Source organism: Synechococcus sp. MU1611 (assembly GCF_020514255.1).
GTDB lineage: Bacteria > Cyanobacteriota > Cyanobacteriia > PCC-6307 > Cyanobiaceae > Parasynechococcus.
This window is the reverse complement of record NZ_VTLC01000002.1, coordinates 93,740-117,144: the sequence shown is the minus strand read 5'-3', so window position 1 is coordinate 117,144 and position 23,405 is coordinate 93,740. Positions and strand designations below refer to the sequence as shown.

Genomic DNA, 23,405 nt, shown 5'->3' with positions numbered 1-23,405 from the left:
GGAGTCAGAGCCCCAGGCGGAGCAAGAGCGGCGGAAGCAGGAGAAACACAGCGATCAATAAAGAGCTGATAGCCGCTGTGAGCACAGCTGCAGCAGCACAGTCTTTGGCGATGCGGGCCAATGGGTGATAACGCCGGCCAATGGCCAGATCCACCACCGCTTCCATCGCTGTGTTCAGCAGCTCCAACACCAGCACGGCAGCCACCGTAAGCACCAGCACGGCCAGGCGGATCAGATCCAGTTGAAGCCAGGCGGCGAGACCAAACACCACCAGCCCCGTCACCACATGGATCCGGAAGTTGCGCTGGGTGAGGAAGGCGTAGCCGAGGCCTTGGGCGGCGTAGCGAAAGCTTGCCGGCAGATCGCCAGCGATGCGCCAGCTGCCCCGTCGTCGCATTCCGTTGGGCACCATGGCCACCTCCTCCGCTGCTGCGTCTGCGGATGGTGTCCGGGGCGATTCGCTGGTCATCGGAACGGAATTCGGCATCCGCAGGGCGAACGCCCGCTCATCGAAGCCTACCCGGGTTGTCCAGATCACCCACCCTCAAGAAGCCTTTCCTGCAGGGCGAGCATCGCGGCGAGGCTGTCGTCATCGGGATGGTCCCAGCCCAGCAGGTGCAGCAGGCCATGGCTCACGAGCCAGCGCAATTCCCGCTTCAGGCTATGCCCCTGCTCTTGGGCCTGACGCCGGGCCGTTTCCAGAGAGACCACGATGTCTCCGAGTTCGATGCTGGGTCCGTCCATCCAGTCGCCGGCGTCGTCGAGGGCGGCAAAGGACAACACATCCGTGGGGCCCGTTTTCTGGCGCCAGGTGCTGTTCAACGCCGCAATGCTGGCGTCATCGGTGAAGCGCAGCCCCAGGCTCAGTTCCTCTGCCGTGCGCACCAGGGTCGGACAGTCCAGGCGCGAATCCCCGCAAAGAGTGCTCAGCCAATGCTCTACCTGGTGGATCCAGGCTGTCTCGTCGAGCAGGTCGGAGGCGTCGCAGGGCTCTAGCGGCGCCTCGTTTCGATCCAATGCGAGGTCGAGCTCCATGCCTAGCCCGGCAGGGTCGGTCGACCTAGCCAAGCCACGAGGGTGATAAAGCCGAGGAATCCCATGGCGGTGAGGCCGAGGTGAAACAGGCTCTTGCTGCCCTTGCGCACCATGTTGCGCATCGCCTGTTTAATGAAGCTCGGCGGTGGAGTGCTGTCGGAGGCCATGGGATCAGGAATCGGTGTCGGCGCCGGGGCTGTCGACACCTTGGCGCAGAGACGCGTCGATGAAGGGGTCGAGGGCCCCATCCATCACCGCTTGCACATCGTTGGTTTCTTCATTGGTGCGCAGGTCTTTCACCATTTGGTATGGCTGAAACACGTAGTTGCGGATCTGGTTTCCCCAGGCTGCTTCAACAATGTCGCCGCGGATGTCGGCGATTTCGGCCGCCCGTTGCTCCTGGGCGATCACGAGCAATTTGGCCATCAGCAACGCCATCGCCTTCTCCTTGTTCTGGAGCTGGGAGCGCTCCTGGGTGCAGCGCACAAACAGCCCGGTGGGGATGTGAAGGATGCGCACAGCCGTTTCCACCTTGTTCACGTTCTGGCCACCGGCGCCACCGGAGCGTGAGGTGGTGATCTCCAGGTCCTTTTCAGGAATGTCGAGCTTGACGTCCTCCTCGATCTTGGGCATCACCTCCACACCGGCAAAGCTGGTCTGGCGCTTGTCGTTGGCGTTGAACGGTGAGATGCGCACCAGGCGATGGGTACCTTTCTCGTTGCGCAGGTAGCCGTAGGCGTAGCGCCCTTCGATCTCGATCGTGCAGCTCTTGATCCCGGCTTCTTCCCCTTCGGAGAGTTCGTCGACGGTCACCTTCATGCCGTGGTCTTCGGCCCAACGGGTGTACATGCGCAGCAGCATCTGCGCCCAGTCCTGGGCATCCGTTCCACCGGCTCCTGCATTGATGCTGAGGACGGCCCCCTCTTTGTCGTATTCGCCGCATAGCAGGCGCTCGAGTTCCCAGCGATCCAGTCCCTGGCGCAGTTGGTTCAGGCCGTTCTGGGCTTCCTGCAGCAGGTCTTCGTCGGGTTCCAGCTCGTAGAGCTCAAGGGTGGCCTTGGCATCGTCCACAGCGCCGCTCCATCCGGCCAGCTGACTCAGCTGAGCTTTCACCTCATCCAGGCGCCGCATCTGCTTCTGGGCGTTCTGCTGGTCATCCCAGAAATCAGGCTGGGCGGCGAGTTGCTCGAGATCTTGTTGTCGTGCGTTCAGTGCAGGAACGTCAAAGACAGTCCTGGGCATTGCCCAGGCGGTCAGTGAGCTCGGAGAGATCGCGTTTGAAGTCGGTGAGATCCAGCAAGGACTCGGTCCTGATCAGCTTCTGACGCTATCAGCGCAGTTGCTGCATAGGATCCGACCACTGGTATGTACAACGCAATGGCCAAGGTTGAGATCTACACCTGGCGCACCTGTCCGTTCTGTGTCCGCGCCAAGGGACTCTTGGATCGCAAGGGGGTGAGCTACACCGAACACAGCGTGGATGGGGATGAGCCCGGCCGTGATGCCATGGCTGCGCGTGGTGATGGTCGCCGCAGTGTTCCGCAGGTGTACATCGATGATCGCCACATCGGCGGTTGCGATGACCTCCACGCCCTGGATCGCTCCGGTGAGCTCGATGCGCTGTTGAAGGCCTGATCGATGCGCCAGCTGTTTGTTCTGGATCCGCTGGGGCAGATCAATCCAGCCAAGGATTCTTCCGCTGCGCTGATGCAGGCCGCCCATCGTGCCGGCGATGAGGTGTGGGCCTGCACGCCCTCCGATTTGATTGCCCGGGGGGATGAACCCCTCGCGCTCGCCCTGCCTGTGACGCCGGAGCCATGGATCACGGTTGGGGTGGCTGAACGTCAGGCCCTGGGTGGCTTTGATGTGATCTGGATGCGCAAGGATCCGCCCGTGGATGAGGCGTATCTCTACGCCACCCATCTGTTGGAGGTGGCCGAGCGGGCTGGGGTTCGTGTGCTCAATCGCCCCAGTGCGCTGCGCAGCTGGAACGAAAAGCTGGGGGCGTTGCGCTTCAGCCGCTGGATGGCTCCAACGCTGGTGGCGGGGCGGGTGTCTGAATTGCTCTCATTTGCCCAGGAGCAGCAGGAAATTGTGCTCAAACCGCTGGGGGGGCGCGCGGGCCTCGGCGTGATTCGGGTCAATGGCCAGTCCCCGGGCTTGAAGGCCCTGCTGGAGTTGGTGACGGAGCAGGAGAGGTTGCCGGTCATGGCCCAGGCGTTCCTGCCGTCTGTGAGCGAAGGCGACAAGCGCATCCTGTTGGTGGATGGCGATCCCCTGGGAGCGATCAATCGGCGCCCTTCAGCCGGGGAATTCCGCAGCAATCTGGCCGTCGGTGGCCAGGCGGAAGCCACAGAACTCACCGACCGGGAACGTCAGATCTGCGCCGCCCTGGCCCCGGCGTTACGGGCGGAGGGGCTCTTCTTTGTGGGCATCGATGTAATCGGCGGCATGCTCAGCGAAATCAACGTCACCAGTCCCACGGGGGTGCGTGAAGTGGAGCGGCTGATGAACCAGCCCCTGGCCGATCAGACGATCGAGCGGTTGCGTGCGCTGGTCTGAAGTTCCAGCTGGTCGGCCAGTACGGCCAGTTTCAGTCCCACTTCCTGCAGCTCTCGCTCGGCAACGGATCCCCGCACCAGACCGGCTCCAGCGGTGAGATCCAGGTCGCAGCCCCGGGCGTGCCCACAGCGGATGGCCACCCGCAGTTCGGCATCCCCGGCACTGTCGATCCAGCCGATCGGTGCGGCATAACTGCCCCGTTCAAACGGTTCCAGGGTGCGCAACCAGGCCATGGCGTCTCGGCGGGGCAACCCGGCAACGGCGGGTGTGGGGTGTAGTTGTTCGGCAAGCGACAACACGGGCTGACCGTGGGTTTCCGCCGTGATTGGGGTGTGCAGGTGGGTCAGGTTGCCGTGCCGGGCCAGTTGGGGTTGCCAGCGGCGTCGTGGGGACAGTCCGTTGCGGCGCAGTTGGTCGGTGATGGTTTCCACCACCAGTTCGTGTTCGCGGCGGTCCTTGTCTGAGCGCAGTAGCTGAGCGCCCGAATCCCCCTGCCCAGCCGTACCGGCCAGGGCATCACTGCGCAGCCAACCGGCGCGAAGGCTGAGCAACCGTTCCGGGGATGCACCGAAGAAGGCATCCCCCGCATGGCGCTGCCAGAGGAACCGGCAGCTGCCGGCCTGTTGTCGCCGGAGCCGTTTCAACAGCGGCAAGGGGTCGAACGTTTCGGCCAAAACGATGCGGTGCTGCACGGCCAGCACCAGTTTGTGCAGGTCGCCGTTGTTGACCAGATCAATCCCGTGGGTGAGTGCTGCGGCGTACCGCTGCCGCCAGGTTTCCGGTTCCGTTGCCGCCACCAGCGCCTGGGGTTTGAGCGCTGTTGGCGTGGTTGGCGTCTGGAGCAGCTGTTCCTGCTTGAGCCAGAGCTGTTCTGCTAGCTCGCGGCAGTCCGCTGCACTGCTCACGATCCCGTTCAGCCGCAGCCAGCCGCGGCGTCCCTGACGGCTGAGTTGCCAGCGGGGCAGCACCGCATGCACTGAAGGAACCACCGCTTCACTTCGGCGGCGTTCACTCACCTGATCGAAGAAGCGGAAGCGCAGCAGCACCCGGGGGCGTGCATGGGCCGGGCTCTCCGGTGCTGTGTCGTGCAGGCGGCTGAGGCAGATGTCAGCGAAGCGCTGGGCCTGTTCAAAGCGACGACTGCCAGCCAGCTCCAGTTCCTGGCAGGGCCCTGCTGCAGCCAGGCAGAGGCCCGGGGCGCTGTCCCACAGCACCTGCAAGTTTTCCTGCTCCGCCAGCTGCGGCAAGGCCAGAAGCGGGTCGACCCCTGCGATCGGCAGGGCCAGGCTGAGCAGCGCTTCATCGCCGTCACAGGCCATCCATCCCCGCTGGGCTGCGGAGAGGAGGGAGCTGAAACAACAATCAGCCGACATCCGCGGCGTTTTTGGCCAGGGTTACTGCTCAAATGTATGGGTCTTCGCCCTGCGGGAACGGGTCCTGTCCATGTCTGAGCCGCAGGCTGTCGCATCCCGTTACGCCGATCGGCGCCGTTTGTGGAAGGCAGCCATCAAGTGGCCGATGTATTCCGTCGCCGTGATGCCAGTGCTGGTCGCGGCTGGATGGCATTTCGGTGTTGAAGGGTCCTTGCGATGGCTGCAGCTGGGGGGCTTTTTGCTGGCGGCCATTTTGTTGTTGCTCTGGGAAAACCTCAGCAACGATGTTTTTGATGCGGCGACGGGTGTGGATGCCACCGGCAAGCCCCATTCGGTGGTGAACCTCACCGGCCGCAGGGATCGCGTCGCCCAGGGGGCGACCGCCGCGTTGGTGGTGGGGTTGCTGTTGATGGCGTTGCTGGCCTGGAGCAGCACCTGGGCGGTGTTGGCCCTGGTGTTGGTGTGTTGCGGCCTGGGCTACGTGTACCAGGGCCCTCCGTTTCGATTGGGCTATCGCGGCTTGGGTGAGCCCCTGTGCTGGCTGGCGTTTGGGCCCTTTGCTACCGCTGCTGCCCTGTTGGTGTTGCAGCCCAGGGGGGCTGTGTCGATCCCATGGGGCACTGCCTGGATGTTGGGGGCAGGCCCAGCTCTGGCGACCACCCTGGTGTTGTTCTGTTCCCACTTCCATCAGGTGGAGGAGGACGCGGCCCATGGCAAACGCTCGCCGGTGGTGCGTCTTGGCACGCGAAGGGCGGCGGCACTGGTGCCCTGGTTTGTGGCCTTGACGCTCGCTTTGGAGTGGGTGCCCGTGCTGCATGGGGACTGGCCTGCATCTGTGGTGTTGAGCGGACTCGGTCTCCCTGCGGGGGTGCAGCTAATGCGTCTGCTTCAGCGCCATCACGACCGGCCCGAGCAGATCAGCAGCAGCAAGTTTCTGGCGTTGCGCTTTCAGGGCTGGAATGGTCTGGGGTTGAGTGTGGGCCTGGCCCTGGCCCGCGTCTGGAGCGGCGGATGACGCTCCGGTTGCAGCGTTGCTCCTTTCGCTTTGCTTTGCTGCAGCCGCTGCGAACGGCAGCAGGCGTTCTGACAGAGCGCTGTGGCTGGTTGCTGCGTCTCGACGACGAACAAGGGGCGGTGGGCTGGGGAGAAGTGGCACCGCTTCAGCAGCAGCAGTTCACGTCGCCGTGGTCGTCTTGTGAGGGCGCCCTCGCCTCCCTGCCGGATGTGCCCTCCAGGGTGCAGTTGGAGGCCGTGCTGCGCGATGCGCCGGGGCCTGTGGGCTTTGGCCTTGGTGCGGCGCTGGCGGAGTTGGATGGGCTGGTGGGAGGTCAGGCGTCCCAGGGGTGGCTGAAAGCTCCTACGCCGGCGCTGTTGTTGCCGGCAGGAGAGGCCATGCTCACGGCCCTCGAAGCTGTGGCGGAGTCAGCGAGAGGCCTTGAGGGGCGCACCTTCAAGTGGAAGGTGGCGACGGAGGCGGATTCCCTGGAGCGCCACCTGCTCGATCAGCTGCTCCAGCACCTGCCGCCCACGGCTCGATTGCGCCTGGATGCCAATGCCGGTTGGGATCGCAGCACGGCGCAGGCCTGGATGCAACGGTTGTGCGATGACCCACGCCTGGCCTGGTTGGAACAACCTCTGGCGGTGGAGGATCAAGCCGGTCTGGAGCAGTTGGCGGCGCTTGGACCGGTGGCCCTGGATGAATCACTCCACCAGCGGCCGGAGCTGCGGCGCAGCTGGAGCGGCTGGCAGGTGCGGCGGCCCGCGCTGGAGGGTGATCCCAGAGTGCTGTTGCGGGAGCTGCAGGCGGGGGTGCCCCAACGGATGGTGAGCACAGCCTTCGAAACCGGTATCGGTCGGCGTTGGCTGGAGCATCTGGCCGGGCTTCAGGCGCAGGGCCCTACGCCGGCGGCACCGGGTCTTGCCCCCGGCTGGACGCCATCGGGGGCGTTGTTTTCCACCGATCCAGAGGTGGTCTGGGCCGCGGCGATATGAGCGAGTTCGAGCAGCTGGAGCGCGGTCTGGCGGCAGGGCAGTGGGTGAGCCTGTCGCCGGAGGCGGATGCTGCTCCCATCGATCATCTGCCGCCAGGGCCGGGGGTGCTGGTGCGCAGTGGTGGCAGCAGTGGCGGCAGCCGTTGTTGCGCCCAGCCCCTGGACCATCTGGACCGTTCGGCAGCAGCCACCGCGCACTGGATAAAGGGAATGGCTCTCGACCCCGCCGCCACCCTGCTGCTCAATCCACTGCCGATGGCGCATGTCAGTGGTCTGATGCCTTGGTGGCGAGCCCGTTGCTGGGGTGCCTCGCATCAGCAGTTGCAGCCGGGGTTGATGAAAAACCCCACCGAATTGCTCGCGTGTTGCCGGAGCCTGCCCGCCTGGGGGACCAAGCCTGTGTTGCTTTCGTTGGTGCCCACGCAGCTGGCGCGGCTGCTGGTCCATCCCGACGGGGTGGCCTTCCTGCTGGAGATGCAGCTGATATGGATCGGTGGTGCTGCTCTGCCGCCTGCGTTGGCGGAGCAGGCTCGCGCCTTGATGCTGCCCCTGGCGCCTTGTTACGGCTCCACTGAGACGGCGGCGATGGTGGCGGCCTTGCCGCCGGCCCGCTTCCTGGATGGTGAGCAGGGTTGTGGGGATCCATTGGTAGATGTGGAGCTTCGCCTGGCCGCTGATGGCGCCCTAGAGGTGCGCACCGATCGGCTGGCCCATGGACGTTGGTGTGCGGATCAGCCGGATCGGTTCGAACAGCTCACGGATGCGGATGGCTGGTGGCGCTCTGGGGATCGAGCCGCTTTCACCCCAGGCCTTCAGATCGTGGGGCGAATGGATGGCGCCATTCATTCCGGTGGTGAAACCGTGTTTCCTGAGCAGCTCGAGCAGCGTTTGATGGCGGCGGTGCAGGCGGCATCGCTTCCGGTGAGTTCCGTGTTGTTGCTGGGTGTTGACAATCCGGAGTGGGGGCAGACGCTGGTGGCGCTGGTCGGCAGCGCTGACGATGCGGTGCTTCAGCGCCTTGCGACCCTTACGCGTTACTGGGAGCCGCCGGAGACACCACGGCGTTGGGTGTTGTGCCCCGACTTGGCCCCTTCTGCGCTGGGGAAATGGCAGCGCCAGCGCTGGCGGGAGTGGTTACAGCGGTTGGATTCGGCCCATGCTTGATGCTTCCAGCCACCGCTCCACCCCATCGGGCAGGGCACAGCGGCGACGCGTTTTGGCGTCGATGGCTATGTGGTGCAGGCAGCCAAGGGCGACAAGCTGCTCCTCCAGCAGTACCTGGCTGTTCACCGCAAAACTGCTGGGATCGAGCCGTTCTGGTTCCAGGCGGATCAGCAGCTTGTCGCCCACCTGCACCGGGGCACGAAAATCGGCATGGCAGTGCACGATCGGCAGGGCCACGCCGGGTTGCTCTCCGCGTCCGCCGGGGAACACCGAACCAGCCGGAAGACCAAAGCATTCCAGGCTTTCTTCCCAGGCCTGGTGGCACCAGCCCAACAGCTGCTGAAAGTGCATCACACCGGCGGCGTCGGTGTCGCTGAAGCGCACGGTTCGGCTCAGCTCCAGCCAGGGGGCAGAGGTCATGGCGTTGTGTTGTTGAAGCTGGTGCCGACTGTCACCCTGACAGAAGTTCAGCTTGAACCATGGCCGCGCCGATCGCTCATGAGCGCCCCTCTATTCAGAAGGCCTGGCAGGCCTTTCTGCAGCACGTCCCCGTGGTTCTGGTGATCTGGGTGGGCTCCATCGTGCTGTCGCTGCTCGGTGTTCTCGCTTATGCCCTGATCATCGTCGTGGTGTCCGCGACCCTTGGCAGCAGCGATGCGGCGCTGGGGCTCGGGGCTGTTCTGGCCCAATTGGTTCAGCTGCCCTTCTCGCTCCTGGCCAGCCTGTTGTCGGTGTTGCTGGTGGCTGTTCCTGCCCTCTATTACGAGCGTGGTGAGGTGGTGACGATTTCAGCGGTTGCTCAGCTGCTCACAAGCCGTTGGGGGCGCTATCTCTTGGCGGGGCTGTTCTTTTCGCTCGCCACCACCATTGGCTTTCTGCTCTGCATCCTTCCCGGCATTGCGGTGGCGTTGGTCACGCCGGTGTTTGTGAATCGCATTTTTGTCACCGACATGGGCATCGGTGAAGCGTTCGCCCAGTCGTTTCAGGTGGTCTACCGCTCGGAGAACGGTTTGAGCTTTGTGGGCCTTGAGGTGTTGACGGGCATCGTTGTGTCGTTTCTTGCCCTGATCACCTGCGGTTTAGGTGGCTTTGTGGTGATCCCCATGGCCAGCTTTTTCCTCCAGAACATGGCCTATGAGCGCGGCCTGTTGCGTTGAGGGTTCAGCCGCTGGGCCAGGTGTTGTTGCTTAGGCGCAGCAGCCAGTAGCTGATCAAAGCTCCACCAACGACGGGAACGGGCCAGAGGGGCAGGCCTTTTGGGATGAGACGGCGTTGGTAGAGAGCCAGGCCACTCCAGAGGATGAGCCCTAGGGCGGTAATGGGGCCGAAGAAATGCCATTGCAGCGAGCCGCTCAGATCACCGGTGAGGGCTGCTCCCGTCGCTCGGGTCAGAAAGCAGGTGGGGCAGGGCATGCCCGTGAGTGCGCGAAGGGGGCAGCCAAGGCCCGGAAGGGCTGGATGCAGGCCCTTGAGCCATAACGTGCCCGTCAGGGTCGCGGGCAGCAGATAACCCGTGCGTTGCAGCCGACGAAGAAAACGGTTCAGAGCTTGATGCGACCAGCTGACCTGGCCACAGTCTGATCAGTGTTGGACGGATGAGGGAATGGAAGCTCTGAGTCGTGCCTTGCTGGCCAATGTGCCGGTCTGGAGCTTGATCTTGGCTCTGGTCCTGGCTGCATTGCAGACCCGCAGAGCCTGGCGGCTTGATCGATGGGCGGAGGCATCCCTGCTTTGGATCGCCTTCTGGGTTCTGGGGATCGGCGGTGTGTACGGCTTTGTGGCTCATCTGGCGTTTGGTCCGTTCATTGCTGAACAGATCGGCTGGTCCAACAGCCCCTTCCAGAACGAAGTGGCCTACGCCAACCTCACCATCGGCCTCCTGGGCCTCACCAGTTTTTGGTACCGACGCCGCGACTATCTGCTGGCAGCCATGGTCGGCTACTGCAGCTGGTTTTTTGCCGATGGTGTCGGCCATGTGGTGTCGCTGTTGGTCGACAGCAACACCGCTCCATCAAATGCCGGGTCGGTGCTTTACACAGATCTGTTGACCCCATTGCTGGTGGTGCTCCTGCTCTGGCTCAGTCGCAAGGAGCGTTGCCGGCTGCGTTGATCAGCGGTCCACTGATCCCATGATCACGTCGATGGAACCGAGGATGGCCATGATGTCGGCCACCTTGTGTCCCTTGAGGATGTGGGGAAGGATCTGCAGGTTGTTGCTGTCGGCAGCGCGGATCTTGAAGCGCCACGGGGTGACGTCGTTGTTGCCCTGGATGAACACGCCGATCTCCCCCTTGCCCGACTCCAGCCGGGTGTAGAGCTCACCGTTGGGGATCTTGAAGGTGGGCGCCACTTTTTTGGCCACGTACTGGAAGTCGAATCCAGTGGCATCGCTGCCCTTGCCTTCGTTGAGGCGCTTGGCTTCGAGGTTTTCGGTGGGGCCGCCGGGGATCATGTCGCAGGCCTGGCGGAGGATCTTGAGCGACTGGCGCATTTCTTCGATGCGCACGCGATAGCGGGCGTAGCAGTCGCCTTCTTTCTCCCAGGCGACCTGCCAGTCGAAGTCGTCGTAGCACTCGTAGTGGTCGACCTTGCGCAGATCCCAGGGAACGCCGGAGGCCCGCAGCATCGGGCCGGAGAGGCTCCAGTTGATGGCGTCTTTCTTCTCGATCGTTCCCAGGCCTTCAATGCGGCGCCGGAAGATCGGGTTGTTGGTGATCAGCTTTTCGTATTCATCAATTTTTGGGCCGAACCAGTCGCAGAAATCGCGGCATTTCTCCAGCCAGCCCCAGGGCAGGTCGGCGGCGACGCCGCCGATTCGGAAATAGTTGTTATTGATCAGCCTCTGGCCGGTGGCGGCTTCCCAGAGGTCGTAGATCATCTCCCGCTCGCGGAAGATGTAGAAGAACGGTGTCTGGGCCCCAACGTCCGCCAGGAAGGGTCCAAGCCAGAGCAGGTGGTTGGCGATGCGGTTGAGCTCAAGCATCAGCACCCGGATGTAGCTGGCCCGCTTGGGCACCGGGATGTCAGCCAGTTTTTCCGGGGCGTTCACCACGATCGCCTCGTAGAACATCCCCGCCGCGTAGTCCATGCGGCTCACGTAGGGCACGAACATCACATTCGTGCGGTTCTCGGCGATCTTCTCCATACCGCGGTGGAGGTAACCGATCACCGGTTCGCAGTCGACCACGTCCTCACCATCGAGGGTGACCACGAGCCGCAGCACCCCGTGCATGGAGGGGTGGTGAGGCCCGAAGTTCACCACCATGGGCTCCGTGCGCGTTTCCAGCTGCGTCATGGGAGCGGTGGTCCGATCGATGAGTAGATCTTAAGGAGTCTTCGCCTGTGGCTTGTGCCCCCCTTCAGCCATGTGCCCGTACTGGCCGATGCGGTGCTGGATGCAGCCCGGCAGATCCCTCGCCCGGAGGGCCTGTTGATTGACGCCACCCTCGGTGGTGGCGGCCATAGCGCCCTGTTGTTGGAACAGCATCCAGGCCTGCGCTTGATTGGCTTGGACCAGGACGCCACGGCCCGGGCGGCGGCGGCAGAGCGTTTGGCGTGCTTCGGAGAGCGTGTTTCGATCGTTGCCACCAACTTTGCCGACTTTGTGCCGCCCGAGCCCGCCGTGATGGTGCTGGCTGACTTAGGGGTAAGCAGTCCCCAGTTGGATGTGGCGGAGCGGGGTTTCAGTTTTCGCCTCGATGGTCCGTTGGACATGCGCATGAACGCGGGGGGTGAGGGGGAGACCGCGGCCGAGCTCATCGACCGCCTGGAGGAAAACGAGTTGGCGGATCTGATCTATGGCTATGGGGAGGAACGGCTCTCTCGCCGCATCGCCCGGCGGATCAAAGCCGACATCAAGGAGAACGGCGCCTATGGCGGCACCGCCGCGTTGGCCTATGCCGTGGCGGGCTGTTACCCCCCCAAGGCGCGGCGAGGGCGGATTCACCCAGCCACCCGCACCTTCCAGGCCCTGCGCATTGCGGTGAACGATGAGCTGGGGGTGCTGGATCGCTTGTTGCAGCAGGCCCCCGACTGGCTAGAGCCTGAGGGCCTGCTCGGGATTATCAGTTTCCATTCCTTGGAAGACCGCCGCGTCAAGACCGCCTTCTTGCGGGATGAGCGCTTGCAACGGATCACCCGCAAACCGGTGGTGGCCACCGACCAAGAGGAAGAGGCCAATCCCCGCAGCCGCAGTGCCAAATGGCGCCTGGCCTGCAGGGTCAGTGAGGGCTGATGAAGCCGGTTTTGTCTTCTTGGCCAAACAGCTGTCGGTAGGCAGCGCCGGTGATGCAAATGCAGACCGGAGCGGCGGCCACCAAACCCACCACGCAGGCCAGAAACCCCAACAGCAGGATCAGCACCTGCAGGATCAGCAGGCCCAGCACCTGCCACCACTGGCCCTGCACCACAGTGATGCCCCGTTGGATCGTGGCGATCGGGTTTAGATCCTCCAGCAGCGCAATGAAGCCAAGGAAACTTTGGTTCACCTGGATGTAAGTGGCGAACAGCCAGCCGACGGCCAGGGTCAGCAACGCCAGGGGGCTGCTGCTGACGTTGAGCGCCAGCTCCAGGGCGGCCGCACTGCCTGCGTCTGCAAGCTGCGGATCGTTGGGGTCCACTGTTAACGCCAGGTTCATCAGTGGTCGAAACACGGTCCAGGCATCTGCGGCATTGAGGGCCACGACGATCACCAGCAGGGCGATGGGCAGCAGCAGCAGAGTCAGCACCAACTGTCGGCTGAACAGGCGCCAGGCGGCAGAGCCGTTCCAGCGGGTGAAGTCTTCGAAGCTGGGGGCGGTGCCTTCCAGGGCGATCCAGGAGCCGCGGATCAGGCCGACGCCGCCCCAAAGGTTCACCAGAGTCGCCACCAGCGCGCCCAGGACGGGAATGAGATTGGCCAATTGGGCGAGCAGCGCGCTGAGCAGCACAAAACCGACAAAGACCCAGGGGGCCAGGCGAAAAGCACGCCAGCCTTCCTGGATGGCGGTCCCGACGGAGAGTTCGGCCCTGCTGCTCATGGATCTAGCTCAGTCGAATGGAACGTAGGGGGATCAGAGCTGGGCGGCAGCGACGGCGTCGTGGATCACGGCGATGGCCTGTTCCACCTCGGCTGCTGTGGTTTCGCGCCCCAGGCTCAGGCGCAGCGAGGCTTCGGCTTCAGCGCGTGAGCGACCGATCGCTTGCAGCACATGGGATGGAGCGCCGTTGCTGCAGGCGGAGCCACTGCTGCAGGCCAGGTGGGGGCGCAGGGCCCGATGTAGGCGGCTGCCGTTCACCCCAGGCAGGCTGATGTTGATGTTGTGGGGCAGGCGCGGCTCCAGCGCTCCATTGAGCAGCACGCCGGGAAGGCGCTGCTGCAGGCCTTCCCAGAGCTGATTGCGCAGGCGTTGCAGCCGGCTGTTGCGCTCATCCCGCTCTTCAAGCGCGAGGCGGGCTGCCGCGGCAAAGCCCACGATCAAGGCGGTGGGCAGGGTGCCGGCCCGGAGCCCTGCTTCCTGGCCACCCCCCCACTGCAGCGGTTCGATGGCGATGCCCTCCCGCAGTACCAGGGCGCCGATGCCTTTGGGCCCATACAGCTTGTGGGCACTGAGGCTCAGTAGATCAACCCCCAGGGCGTCGGGGTTCAGCGGCAGCGTCCCGAAGGCCTGGGCCCCGTCGCTGTGCAGGGTGATGCCATGGGCCTGGCAGAGGGCACCCAGCTGCTCCAGCGGCTGGAGCACACCGATTTCGTTGTTGGCTGCCATCACGCTCACCAGCCGGGTGTCGGGGGTGATCGCCTCCTCCAGCTGTTCCGGAGTGATCAGTCCATCGGGGCCTGGGGTCAGCAGGGTCACGCTGAAGCCTTCCCGCTGCAGCTGCTTGAGGGGATCGAGCACGGCGTGGTGTTCGCTGGCCACGCTGATCAGATGGGCCTTGCCTAGGGCGCGGGCATGGCCCAGCAGCGCCAGATTGTTGGCCTCCGTCGCACCACTGGTGAACACCAGCCGTTCCGGGGTCACCTCCAGAGCCTCCGCCAGCTGACGTCGCGCCAGCTTCACCGCTGCAGAGGCGCTGAGGCCGAGCCGATGCTGACGGCTGGAGGGATTGCCCCATTCCGCACTCCAGAAGGGCGCCATCGCCTCCACCACCTCAGCCGCACAGGGGGTGGTGGCTTGGAAATCAAAGGCGAGAGCGGAACCGCTCAGGACGAATCAGGCAGATGTTGCGATCATGGTGCTGCATTGCAAACAGCACTGGCATGGGTCTGCGATTGCCGATGGCTCTGCTGGGCTTGGGCTGGTTGGTCTGCGCGCAGCCTGTCAGCGGCTTTGATCGTGAGCAGGTGCTGGAGCAGATGCGCCAATCCCGGCCGGCCGATCTCAAGGTGTTGATCGAACGACCGGCCCCCGTCGGCACTTTGTCGATCGGAATCTATGGGGTGACGCCAGCGCCTTCGAATCCCGATACCCGCAGCTACAGCTTGTGGGAGGAGTCGGCGTCGGATCTGAACGTATATATCGAGAGCGTCAACTGTTCCACCACCAAGCCTGTGCGGGTGAAACGCACGCCGCTGGTGGTGTACGTGCGCACCCTTAATCCCGGCGGCCCGATCACCGATTTCAACAGGGAGGATCACCTGGTTTGGTGGGCAGCCTGCGTGCCGGAGGTCGCGGGAACCGATCCCGCGACGTTGCGTCAAAAAGCTCTGGATCTGGGCTATTCGACCCTGATTCCCGAACAGCAGGAGCAGTTACCCGCACTAGCTCGATGAGCTCGGTCTCCATACATTGCGACCAGAGCGATTCCGGCCATGAGCGACGCGCCCACCCCCACCGATGAATCCGTAGAGGCCGCGGCGCCCACGCCAAGGCTGTTGCTGGTGGATGACGAGCCGGGTCTGCGCACAGCGGTGCAGGCCTACCTGGAAGACGAAGGTTTCGATGTGACCACCGCGGTGGATGGGGAAGAAGGATTCGCCAAGGCCCAGCAGATGCTGCCGGATGTGGTGATCAGCGACGTGATGATGCCGCGGCTCGATGGCTATGGCTTGCTGCAGAAGCTGCGGGCGGATGAACGGCTCGGCGGCACCCCGGTGATCTTCCTCACCGCCAAGGGCATGACGGCAGACCGCACCCAGGGCTATCTCGCCGGAGTGGATGACTACATCCCCAAGCCTTTCGATCCTGATGAGCTGGTGGCGCGGGTGCGCAACGTCGCCCAGCGTCAGCAACGGCTGCTGCAGGAAGCGGCTCGCTTTGCCGACACCGATATGGGCCAGATGGCCAAGCAGATCACCGAGATCCGCTCGCTGCTGGCCCAGGCGGAAGCGCTGCCCTCCACCGAGCCGGTGGTGCACAGCTTCACGCCGCGGGAGGCGAGTGTGCTGCAGCTGGTGGCAGAAGGCTTGATGAACAAGGAAATCGCCCGTCAGCTGGAGACCTCGATCCGCAATGTCGAGAAGTACGTGAGCCGTCTGTTCAACAAGACGGGTACCTCCAGCCGCACGGAACTGGTGCGTTATGCGCTGGAGCACCGTCTGGTGACTTGAAGGCGGCCGCGCTTAACGACGGCTGGACCTACCGCGACAAGGTGCCGCGGATCGATTCCGGCACCTTGGTGAGCGAATGGTTGGCGGATCGCTACCGCCACTCCGATAGGGCAGTGTGGCAGTACAGAATCGCCGCCGGTGAGCTGGATTTGAACGGAGCGCTTCTCTCAGAGGATCGAGCGCTGCAGGGTGGAGAGGTTCTCTGCTGGCGGCGTCCGCCATGGCTGGAGGAGGCGATCCCCGATCAGTGGGAGACGATCCACGATGACGGCGACCTGTTGGTGATCAATAAGCCCTCGGGCTTGCCGGTGATGCCCGGTGGTGGCTTTTTGCGCCACACCCTCACCGCCTTGCTCGAACCCACAGGGGCGTGGCCGGTGCACCGCTTGGGGCGCTTCACCTCTGGATTGCAGGTGTGTGCCCGTTCGCCGCAAACCCGTGCCCTTTGGTCGAAGCAGTTCCGGCCTGATGGTGGTTGCCGAAAGGTGTATCAGGCCTGGAGCCAGCGGGTGCCGGGGTTGGAGTTGGGGCAGTCTTTGACGGTGAGCAGTGATGTGGTGGAACGGCCGCATCCGCTGCTCGGTTGGATCTGGGGGCCGGAACCGTTGGAGGAGAAGCCGATCCGCAAACGGCTCTCAGCCCACTCCGAGCTGGAGCTGTTGGAGCGCACGGCTCAGGGCGATCGCTTGCAGGTGACGATCACCACAGGCAGGCCGCATCAGATCCGAATCCACCTGGCGCAGCTGGGCAGCCCATTGCTGGGCGATCCGTTGTACTTGCTCAATCGTGAGATTTCAGCAACAGCAACCCCCGGTGATGGGGGTTATCGGTTGCATGCTTGCCGGCTGGAGGGCCATGGCCATCGATTCCAATGCGATGACTAGAGATGCTTATTTTTAGTCTTGCTAGATGCAATTTTTTTTGGATCGGGTGTTGGTTGCAGGCAGGCCTGTGATGACTAGCGTAAAAATATTGTAGTTTGAGAAAGATGAACAAGAAAGAGGCGCTCGTTCAGTATCTTTCATGGTCCTTTCTAACTGTAAGTCAAAAGTCAATATTTTCTGCATAGCATGCTTTGGTAGCGCTGCTAAAACCAAGAAAGATCTTTTTTGTGTCCGGTGTCCAGAAAATTGCTTTCAGGTCTCTCTCTGGGCATTGCTCTATCTGTTTCTGCTGCGCATGCACAGGCGGCTCCTTCGCCGGTCGGGTCAGAGATAGCCAGTAGCGGCGTAGTAAAAATTTATACTTTGCCCTCAGAGATGCAAACAGTTGTCGAGGGTGATGACGGTTACTATGCAATTAATTACTACACGTGGTCTGATCCAAAGTCAAATCCAAAAATAGAGGAAGTCCCTGGAATCTCTTTAGGGCAATGGTGGACTGACGAAAAAATAGGAAAATTCTTTCCTTGGGGAGATGATGAGAAGCTGGCAGAGCGCCTTTCGGATGGATATCGAAGTTATGCAGAGACCAAAGGCCTGCTAGATGCTAATGGTGATTTAAATCTAAATGGTTATGATAATGGCGGTGGATTTATTTTTGGAAATTGGAAAGGCTCTCCTCCACTATTAGGCACGCAGAGGCCAGATAATGATTCGACCAGGGGTGAGGGATTAATGTATGAATGGAATTCAATTCAATATTACACTGAAGGGGGTAATGATAATCGAATTCAGGCCTTTGGTGGCTGTGCAGTTAATGCGATTTCTGCAGGCGAAAGGCCAACAACCGGAAATGGTCCCAATGGCTTAATAAAAAGTGCCACTAATCCTTGTGTTTATGATTCTGGGGAGAATGTGGTTGCACAAGATCGCTACGCTCCAGTCTTTGAGGGCGGTACTCTTGTCACGGTTGAAGATGTTCCTGGAGAAGTATCTAATACTGAACTAGATGTTCCTTTCTGGGTTGGTTCCGAAGGCGGAACAATTGATAATGACGGTATTAATACAGCCTTTAATGGTGCCTTCAAGGATGTTTTTGTGGCTTCATTCTCGGGTGTGGGTGATCTTGCTTTTACGGGAAAAGGTATAACCACTCTTGCTGCCGAAAATACCTATACAGGTAATACCAATATCCTTGAGGGTACTTTGCGAGTTACTGGAACGCTGAGCAACTCCACAGCGGTTTCTATTTCCGATGATGCGACGTATGAAGTTGCTAATAGCGATGAGGTTGGTTCGATTGAAGGTGCTGGAAATATTGTTATTGCTGAAGATCAGATGCTGACTGCTGGTGGTTTGGATACGGCTACCACTGTGTCTGGAGAGATCTCCGGTGGTGGTGGCTTTATGAAAGTTGGCGATGGCACACTCACCTTCTCTGGTGTTAACACCTACCAGGGCGAGACAACCGTTGACGATGGTATTTTGTTGCTCGCTAATCTGTCTGCGATTCCTCGGGAATCTCCGACATTCGTGACTGGTACTGGCCAGCTCGATCTGCGATCAGAGCCCACGGGTAAGGGTGAATTCAAGATTGATCGGCTTAGTATTAAAGAAGGTGGAAAAGTGTTTGTTTCTCCTGATCAGCCGTTGGTGTCTAAGACAATTACGCTAGATGCTTACTCTTTGGAGAATTCAAATCCAGGAGGGATCATCACCTCTTTGGATGGAAGAACGAACCCTCCTTTACGTGTGAGTGAGTCATTTGACTATGATAGCGGGACCCTTGTTGTTGCAATTCCTGAGGAATATCACGATGTTGAGTTGGATGATGATGGCAAAGCACGGTATCAAATTATTGATGGAAACGTCGAAAATATTAATGATCTTGCCGAAAATACATATATTGTTGTTAGTGAAGATCAGATTTTTTCCTTCGATGGAATCGGTGAAGAGAACGCCAAAGATGGCCCAGCTCTTTACAAGGGTTATTTAGCCGAAGGCTCTTTAGAGCTTGTTGTTGAAGCAAAGGACCCGGATGAGATTATTTGCGACTTGCATCCTGACTCTGATGAGTGTAAGGAAGAGCCTAATAAGCCTGACCCGGATCCGCCGATCTGCGACTTATACCCTGCCCTTGAAGAGTGTAAAGAAGAGCCTAATAAGCCTGACCCGGATGAGCCGGTCTGTGAGGGCGATGAATGCAAAAACGATAAGCCTGATCCACTTCCCGGTTGTGAAGAAGATGACGACTTGTGCGACGTGATTAGTGATATTGATGGTGATGAGGATGAAGCTTGGGAAGAGGAGGAAGAGGTTGCGGTGGAGATTATTGACGCCGTGCTCGACGGTGTAGAAGATGAGGAGATTGATCTGCTATTGGGCTTTGATTACGGGCAATTGGCAAAGTTGGTGGGCAGTGGCTTAGCCCCACGGAATGTGGATGCGGCGGGCCGTGGTTTGGCGTTGCACAACAACCTGCTGGTGGATGCGGTGTTTGATCGCCAGCCGCTGCGTCAGTTCGAGGAACTGCTGATTTCAGAAGAAGTTGTTGAGGAGAGCGTTGTGGAAGAAGAGGCCGTGATTGAGCAGGCGGACCCCGTGCAACCGCTGTGGCTGAAGGCTGAGGAGCTTGGTGATGGAGAAGCAACTGCCTATGTGGAAGGAGCGGTGGCAGAGGTTGAGGTCGCCGATGTGGAGGTGAATGGCGAGGTTGCTGTTGAGGTTGAGACAGAAGAAGTGGTAATTGAGCTTGATGGGGTGAGCCTTGTCGATCAGCAGGACGACGAGCTGGATCTGGCCAAGCGTGATGGCGTAAGCGCTTGGGTGAAGGGATTCGGCGGCAACAGCAGGGCCGATGAGTCGTCGATTTTGTACAACGACTACGACCTGAGCGCCTATGGCACCAGCTTTGGTGTGGATGTGGCGCTGAGCGAGAGCTTCCAGATCGGTGCTTATGCGAATTACGGCGATCTGAATGTGAACCAGCTCAGCGGTGATACCGGTGGTGGCAGCTGGAACCCTGAGGGATGGGGCGGCGGCATCACTGCCCAATACTCCACCCGCCATTTCTATTTGCAGGGTCTATTGGGGGCGAGTGAATTCAGCGGCGAGCAGTCGCGCCACATCCTGCGCATCAATAGCTATTTGGGCGGCAACACCGCCAAGGGCGACAAGAGCGTCACCAGTTATCTGGGAGCACTGCGGATTGGTGCACCGTTCAAGACCGGTGGCGTGGTGCTGGAACCGCAAGGCCAAGTGGTGTGGACGCGGAACCAAGAACAAGGCTTCTCCGAAAGCCATGGAACGGAGAAGAACCTGCGGCTGAAGTACAAGAGCCGCACGACGAACTTTGCGGAGACGGAATTGGGGATGAAGCTGTCGGTGCCGATCCGTACCGGCGAGCGGTCGCTGTTGGTGCCGAGTCTGCGTGCTGCCTGGCTGGCGGATTGGAACCAGGCGAACGAGGGCCAGGAGATTGGCTACAACTTCACCAAGAAAACGGTGAATTTCGATTCACAGCTGGGCACCGAGAACGGCGCCTTGCTTGAGGCGGGTCTGGACTACACGGTGCAGAACTTCAACGGCATCTCGGTGAAGCTGTACGGAAGAGGTGGCATGGAGTTTTGGGCCAGCGACCGTGGCACCACATGGCGCGCGAGCGGGGGTGTGACCTTCCAGTTCTGAACTCAAAAACGTTGAGCGCGTCCACCCCGTGAAGGGGTGGACGACGCCTCGATGTCACGCCTTGCGGAACTCGATCAACCGCGAGAAGTAGAAGGGGGCTTTGTTCAGGCTGCGGCGCACCAGCTTGAAGCCGCAGGCTTCTGCCGCTTTGACGATGCCGTCTTCCTTCAAGGTGTAGGCCCGGGTGGTTTTGCTGGGGCCAGGGAACAGCTGACCGATGCCCTTCAGCAGAGCCAGCAGCGGCGTGTAGGGCGCAAAGCTCACGATCAGCCGCTCTTCCGTGAGGCTGCAGAGGTGTTTCACCATCTCCTCGGCCGGTTCTTGGGGGTAATGGATGAACACATCCAGGCAGCACACCGTGTGGAAGGAGCCACTCAGGCTTTCCAGGTCGCTGGCGAAGAAGTTGAGCTTGGCCATGTCGAGGCCGGCCTCGCGCGCCCGGCGCTCAGCTTCCTTGGCCATGGCCTCGGAGATGTCGCTTGCATTGATCGACCCAGCCCCCATGGCCGCCAGCGGCAGGCTGAGGCTGCCGACGCCGCAGCCGGCGTCGCAGAAGCTCGCCTGGTTCAGTTCTCCGCTCTCCTTGATCCAAGCCAGCACTTCATCGACGGTTTTCTGGTGACCGATACGGATGTTGCGCTGCACCTTGTTCACGTCATCACTGTCGCTATAGATGCGATTCCAGCGATCAAATCCCGTGGTTTCGAAATAACCTTTGACGACCTTTTTTTCATTCTCTTTTATTTCAAGCTTCTGTTCCGCTGCCACTGTGTTTAAACGATTTTGATCATGTTACCACTGGATATTGCTGATCATGTATCTGTGTTCCTGAGTGCTTGCCGCCCTTGGTGGCCTTAGTCGCGCCAATCTTTCTCAATTTGCTCTGTCAGTCCGCTTCTATTCAATTTTGCTATTTCAACATTGATCGCTTTTTTGAGTTCTTGATTGATGTTGCTTCCGAAGACGAAAGCCTGCGGTGTTTTGCTTGGCATTTGGTAGGAGAGTTCGAATTCATCTTCTAGTTCCGATTGCTTGAGTATTGTTTTGTATGTGGTTATATTCGTTACCATGTGCTTTGGCTTTGGATCACTTTTTCCTTGAATTAGTTCCATTAGGTGTTGCATGTCTGATGCATATATCGGAGTTGCGCCCATGTTGCGCGTGATTCCTGTATTGTTCATCTGTTTTTCTAGCCAGTGAGCATTAGATGTTTCTTTTTGCACTGCCAGGCCTTGTTGGAGAAGTTGGTAGAGTTCCTTGTTGGCTAGTTCGTTTGTTCTTTTTGTGATATTTTCTTCGAAGATAATTGTTGCTGTCGTTCCGATAATGGCTCCCATTAGCAGTGTATGCACAAGGCTTGTGATTAAAACTGTAATGTGATCACGGATCTTGTTTCCGACAATTGTGTCAATGCCATCATTGAGTATCAAAAATGTCCACGCTTTCGCAAGTCGCCTGGCTTTTAGCTTTGACGCGGGTCTTGAGTTGTTGAAGTAACTAGATGACCATGCCGTTAGGCCTGTTATTACGATAAGTAGGAAGCTACATCGAACAACAATTTTGTTCTGAATGATTTTGCCTACAAGGCTGATGACTGGCTTTTTGCTTTGTTGGCTTGCGATCACGATTCCCCCGGTGGTGTAGGGGATTGCGTATTCGATGGATTGCAGTCGTTCGGGTGTGATTTCGTGGCAGGAAGCGATCAGGTCGAATTCCCCATTCGCTGCGAGTGCGACCGCCTGGTCAAAGCTTGATATTGGTTGCATTGTGTAACTGATATTGAGTCTTTCGCTAATTCTTCTCCAGATATCGATGGAGAGGCCTTCGAAGTGTTGATTGATTTGATCCGAGCAGGGGAGATAGTCATCAACTGTTCCAACTTTAACGATGCTTCCTTCCCAGGATGGCATCTCGTTTCCGATAGCTGTTGCGCCTGTGATTGTTGCGCTCACTGTCATGATGACTAGCCCAATCTTCAGGCCCAAAGCTTTGTAATTCATGGGCTTAGTTGTGCATTTCGCCACGATAATGTTTTTTGGTCGATACTCCAGCGAAGGAGGTCTTGGATAGATCGGCCAAGTAGCGCATCGACGCACGACCGGCTGGTTTGAATGGCGATGCGTGGCGCCACCGTGGCGCTCCAGATCGCAGCACTGGGGGCGTCACTCCAGCGGGCGAGACGTTTAACCCCCTCCAGTTGGGGCAGGGTCACCCCTGCCAGGGTTCCGTCCTCGAGGCGGCAGGTGCCGTTCTCCACCACCAGCACCCGCTCGTCCCAGCGGTGTTCCCCGTCGGCAAGGCCATAGGGGGCGAGGGCATCGCTCACTAGCACCGTCTGCTCCGGTGCCAGCCTTTGCAGCAGCAGGGCCATCGTCGGGTGCACGTGCACGCCATCGGCGATCAGCCCCACGGCGATCCCACCGCGCCGGCAGGCCTCTCCCAGCGGGCCTGGCGCCCGGTGGTGCAAGCCCGGCATGGCGTTGAAGGCGTGGGTGAGCATGCCCACCCCCTGATCGAAACCGGCACTGGCCTGCTCGGCAGTGGCGGCGCTATGGCCGAGGGCCACATTGATGCCCAGCTCCCGCAGCCGTTGGATCACCGCAGCGGCTCCCTCCAGTTCGGGGGCCATGGTCACGAGGGCAATCTCCGTCTCGAACCCACCGATCCGTTCAGCCAGGGCTTTCAGGCTGGGGCGTGCCAGGTGCTCACGGGGATGGGCACCGCGGCGGGCCTCCGCCAGAAAGGGGCCCTCCAGATGGGCACCAAGCAGCCGGCAACGGCCGGGACGGTGATGTTCCCGCGCCTCCCGCAGCACGGCCAGGGCCTGGCGCAGCGGCGCGATGCCGCAGGTCACCAGGGTTGGCGCGATCGCTTCGACACCATCGCGCCATAACAGCTCCAGGAGCTCCTCAAGACGGGGCACATCTGCTGGTGTCAGTTCCGGGAAGGCCAGCCCCAATCCGCCGTTGAGCTGCAGATCGACGCCTCGGGGGCTGAGCCAGTCGCCGTTCCAATTCTCATCAGTCTGTTGGTCCTCAGTGCCCATCGCTTCGATGCGGCAAATCAGCCCCTGGGAGTCCAAACAGACGGCATAGCGCTGGTCTCCGTCGCCAGGTAGGGGACCAGGCAAACGAACGTTGGTGATCCGATGCATCAACGCAACACTGGCCTCGGCAGCCATGGG

The 23,405-nt window shown here is 60.7% G+C and carries 25 protein-coding genes; 12 read left to right on the top strand and 13 right to left on the bottom strand.

Features of this window, described 5'->3' with window-relative positions; translation table 11 throughout:
* Nucleotides 1-4 precede the first annotated feature (4 nt).
* The 4 genes from FZZ92_RS05100 to prfB all read right to left on the bottom strand — a co-directional run bounded on the left by FZZ92_RS05100 (nucleotide 5) and on the right by prfB (nucleotide 2,335).
* Nucleotides 5-412 carry a diacylglycerol kinase family protein gene (locus tag FZZ92_RS05100; protein ID WP_226397563.1) on the bottom strand — a complete coding sequence of 136 codons (408 nt, stop codon included), beginning with the start codon at nucleotides 410-412 and terminating at the stop codon, nucleotides 5-7.
* A 122-nt stretch (nucleotides 413-534) separates the two neighbouring features.
* A complete protein-coding gene (ybeY, locus tag FZZ92_RS05095; RefSeq protein ID WP_226397411.1) occupies nucleotides 535-1,035 on the bottom strand; it encodes an rRNA maturation RNase YbeY in 501 nt (166 codons plus the stop codon).
* Nucleotides 1,036-1,037: 2 nt separating this feature from the next.
* Entirely contained in the window at nucleotides 1,038-1,202 is a 165-nt protein-coding gene (locus tag FZZ92_RS05090; RefSeq protein WP_115024505.1) for a DUF3285 domain-containing protein, read from the bottom strand.
* A 4-nt stretch (nucleotides 1,203-1,206) separates the two neighbouring features.
* Nucleotides 1,207-2,335 (bottom strand): peptide chain release factor 2 gene (gene prfB, locus FZZ92_RS05085; RefSeq protein WP_115024503.1). Its coding sequence is split into 2 segments (ribosomal slippage): nucleotides 1,207-2,259 and nucleotides 2,261-2,335, totalling 1,128 coding nucleotides; the frame shifts between segments, so codons are not numbered across the junction.
* A 77-nt stretch (nucleotides 2,336-2,412) separates the two neighbouring features.
* Between prfB and grxC the strand changes: the two genes are divergently transcribed.
* Nucleotides 2,413-2,670, top strand: a complete 258-nt coding sequence (gene grxC, locus FZZ92_RS05080; RefSeq protein WP_166016408.1) for a glutaredoxin 3 — start codon at nucleotides 2,413-2,415, stop codon at nucleotides 2,668-2,670.
* Between the two features lie 3 nt (nucleotides 2,671-2,673).
* Entirely contained in the window at nucleotides 2,674-3,597 is a 924-nt protein-coding gene (gene gshB / locus FZZ92_RS05075) for a glutathione synthase (protein WP_226397410.1), read from the top strand.
* Here gshB and FZZ92_RS05070 read toward each other — a convergent pair.
* The gene (locus tag FZZ92_RS05070) at nucleotides 3,564-4,970 is read right to left on the bottom strand and encodes an isochorismate synthase MenF (RefSeq protein WP_226397409.1); all 1,407 of its coding nucleotides are present in this window, start codon (nucleotides 4,968-4,970) and stop codon (nucleotides 3,564-3,566) included. The two genes, gshB and FZZ92_RS05070, sit on opposite strands and share 34 nt — an antisense overlap.
* A gap of 70 nt (nucleotides 4,971-5,040) precedes the next feature.
* Here FZZ92_RS05070 and menA point away from each other — a divergent pair, with 70 nt between their 5' ends.
* Genes menA through FZZ92_RS05055 form a run of 3 tightly spaced genes read left to right on the top strand, consistent with a single transcriptional unit; the run spans nucleotide 5,041 to nucleotide 8,125 of the window.
* On the top strand, nucleotides 5,041-5,985 hold the full coding sequence (gene menA, locus FZZ92_RS05065) for a 2-carboxy-1,4-naphthoquinone phytyltransferase (RefSeq protein WP_226397408.1): 945 nt from the start codon (nucleotides 5,041-5,043) through the stop codon (nucleotides 5,983-5,985).
* Nucleotides 5,982-6,962 (top strand): o-succinylbenzoate synthase, encoded by a 981-nt coding sequence (gene menC, locus FZZ92_RS05060; RefSeq protein WP_226397407.1) that lies wholly within the window; start codon nucleotides 5,982-5,984, stop codon nucleotides 6,960-6,962. The genes menA and menC overlap by 4 nt, the downstream gene beginning before the upstream one ends.
* Complete coding sequence (locus tag FZZ92_RS05055) at nucleotides 6,959-8,125, top strand: AMP-binding protein (protein ID WP_226397406.1); 1,167 nt, start codon at nucleotides 6,959-6,961, stop codon at nucleotides 8,123-8,125. Before menC ends, FZZ92_RS05055 begins: the two co-directional genes overlap by 4 nt.
* Here the strand turns inward: FZZ92_RS05055 and FZZ92_RS05050 are convergent.
* Nucleotides 8,096-8,545 carry a thioesterase family protein gene (locus FZZ92_RS05050; protein ID WP_226397405.1) on the bottom strand — a complete coding sequence of 150 codons (450 nt, stop codon included), beginning with the start codon at nucleotides 8,543-8,545 and terminating at the stop codon, nucleotides 8,096-8,098. The two genes, FZZ92_RS05055 and FZZ92_RS05050, sit on opposite strands and share 30 nt — an antisense overlap.
* Before the next feature lie 59 nt (nucleotides 8,546-8,604).
* Here FZZ92_RS05050 and FZZ92_RS05045 point away from each other — a divergent pair, with 59 nt between their 5' ends.
* Nucleotides 8,605-9,282 (top strand): hypothetical protein, encoded by a 678-nt coding sequence (locus FZZ92_RS05045; protein ID WP_226397404.1) that lies wholly within the window; start codon nucleotides 8,605-8,607, stop codon nucleotides 9,280-9,282.
* Between the two features lie 4 nt (nucleotides 9,283-9,286).
* Here FZZ92_RS05045 and FZZ92_RS05040 read toward each other — a convergent pair whose 3' ends face one another.
* Nucleotides 9,287-9,589, bottom strand: a complete 303-nt coding sequence (locus tag FZZ92_RS05040; RefSeq protein ID WP_370629792.1) for a DUF2752 domain-containing protein — start codon at nucleotides 9,587-9,589, stop codon at nucleotides 9,287-9,289.
* A gap of 139 nt (nucleotides 9,590-9,728) precedes the next feature.
* On the opposite strand from FZZ92_RS05040, the gene FZZ92_RS05035 reads away from it, so the two are divergent.
* Nucleotides 9,729-10,235 carry a DUF6790 family protein gene (locus tag FZZ92_RS05035; protein WP_226397403.1) on the top strand — a complete coding sequence of 169 codons (507 nt, stop codon included), beginning with the start codon at nucleotides 9,729-9,731 and terminating at the stop codon, nucleotides 10,233-10,235.
* Here the strand turns inward: FZZ92_RS05035 and FZZ92_RS05030 are convergent, their stop codons facing one another.
* Nucleotides 10,236-11,420, bottom strand: a complete 1,185-nt coding sequence (locus FZZ92_RS05030) for an NAD(P)H-quinone oxidoreductase subunit H (RefSeq protein ID WP_226397402.1) — start codon at nucleotides 11,418-11,420, stop codon at nucleotides 10,236-10,238.
* A gap of 54 nt (nucleotides 11,421-11,474) precedes the next feature.
* On the opposite strand from FZZ92_RS05030, the gene rsmH reads away from it, so the two are divergent.
* Nucleotides 11,475-12,359 carry a 16S rRNA (cytosine(1402)-N(4))-methyltransferase RsmH gene (gene rsmH / locus FZZ92_RS05025; RefSeq protein ID WP_370629790.1) on the top strand — a complete coding sequence of 295 codons (885 nt, stop codon included), beginning with the start codon at nucleotides 11,475-11,477 and terminating at the stop codon, nucleotides 12,357-12,359.
* Here rsmH and FZZ92_RS05020 read toward each other — a convergent pair.
* Both FZZ92_RS05020 and FZZ92_RS05015 read right to left on the bottom strand, forming a co-directional pair.
* A complete protein-coding gene (locus FZZ92_RS05020) occupies nucleotides 12,346-13,143 on the bottom strand; it encodes a hypothetical protein (RefSeq protein WP_226397400.1) in 798 nt (265 codons plus the stop codon). The two genes, rsmH and FZZ92_RS05020, sit on opposite strands and share 14 nt — an antisense overlap.
* A gap of 33 nt (nucleotides 13,144-13,176) precedes the next feature.
* On the bottom strand, nucleotides 13,177-14,310 hold the full coding sequence (locus FZZ92_RS05015; RefSeq protein WP_226397561.1) for a cysteine desulfurase family protein: 1,134 nt from the start codon (nucleotides 14,308-14,310) through the stop codon (nucleotides 13,177-13,179).
* A 53-nt stretch (nucleotides 14,311-14,363) separates the two neighbouring features.
* Between FZZ92_RS05015 and FZZ92_RS05010 the strand changes: the two genes are divergently transcribed.
* The 4 genes from FZZ92_RS05010 to FZZ92_RS04995 all read left to right on the top strand — a co-directional run bounded on the left by FZZ92_RS05010 (nucleotide 14,364) and on the right by FZZ92_RS04995 (nucleotide 20,221).
* Nucleotides 14,364-14,876: a hypothetical protein gene (locus FZZ92_RS05010; RefSeq protein ID WP_226422730.1), complete on the top strand. Its 513-nt coding sequence runs from the start codon at nucleotides 14,364-14,366 to the stop codon at nucleotides 14,874-14,876.
* Nucleotides 14,877-14,915: 39 nt separating this feature from the next.
* Complete coding sequence (locus FZZ92_RS05005; protein ID WP_115024484.1) at nucleotides 14,916-15,653, top strand: response regulator transcription factor; 738 nt, start codon at nucleotides 14,916-14,918, stop codon at nucleotides 15,651-15,653.
* Complete coding sequence (locus FZZ92_RS05000) at nucleotides 15,650-16,537, top strand: RNA pseudouridine synthase (RefSeq protein WP_226422729.1); 888 nt, start codon at nucleotides 15,650-15,652, stop codon at nucleotides 16,535-16,537. Before FZZ92_RS05005 ends, FZZ92_RS05000 begins: the two co-directional genes overlap by 4 nt.
* A gap of 234 nt (nucleotides 16,538-16,771) precedes the next feature.
* A complete protein-coding gene (locus FZZ92_RS04995; protein WP_226422728.1) occupies nucleotides 16,772-20,221 on the top strand; it encodes an autotransporter domain-containing protein in 3,450 nt (1,149 codons plus the stop codon).
* 54 nt (nucleotides 20,222-20,275) lie between these two features.
* Here FZZ92_RS04995 and bchM read toward each other — a convergent pair whose 3' ends face one another.
* From bchM to FZZ92_RS04980, 3 genes are all read right to left on the bottom strand, one after another.
* Nucleotides 20,276-20,989 (bottom strand): magnesium protoporphyrin IX methyltransferase, encoded by a 714-nt coding sequence (gene bchM, locus FZZ92_RS04990; RefSeq protein ID WP_226397396.1) that lies wholly within the window; start codon nucleotides 20,987-20,989, stop codon nucleotides 20,276-20,278.
* Between the two features lie 86 nt (nucleotides 20,990-21,075).
* The gene (locus FZZ92_RS04985) at nucleotides 21,076-22,221 is read right to left on the bottom strand and encodes an ABC transporter substrate-binding protein (RefSeq protein WP_226422727.1); all 1,146 of its coding nucleotides are present in this window, start codon (nucleotides 22,219-22,221) and stop codon (nucleotides 21,076-21,078) included.
* Complete coding sequence (locus FZZ92_RS04980) at nucleotides 22,218-23,402, bottom strand: N-acetylglucosamine-6-phosphate deacetylase (RefSeq protein WP_226397394.1); 1,185 nt, start codon at nucleotides 23,400-23,402, stop codon at nucleotides 22,218-22,220. Before FZZ92_RS04980 ends, FZZ92_RS04985 begins: the two co-directional genes overlap by 4 nt.
* Nucleotides 23,403-23,405: the final 3 nt, after the last annotated feature.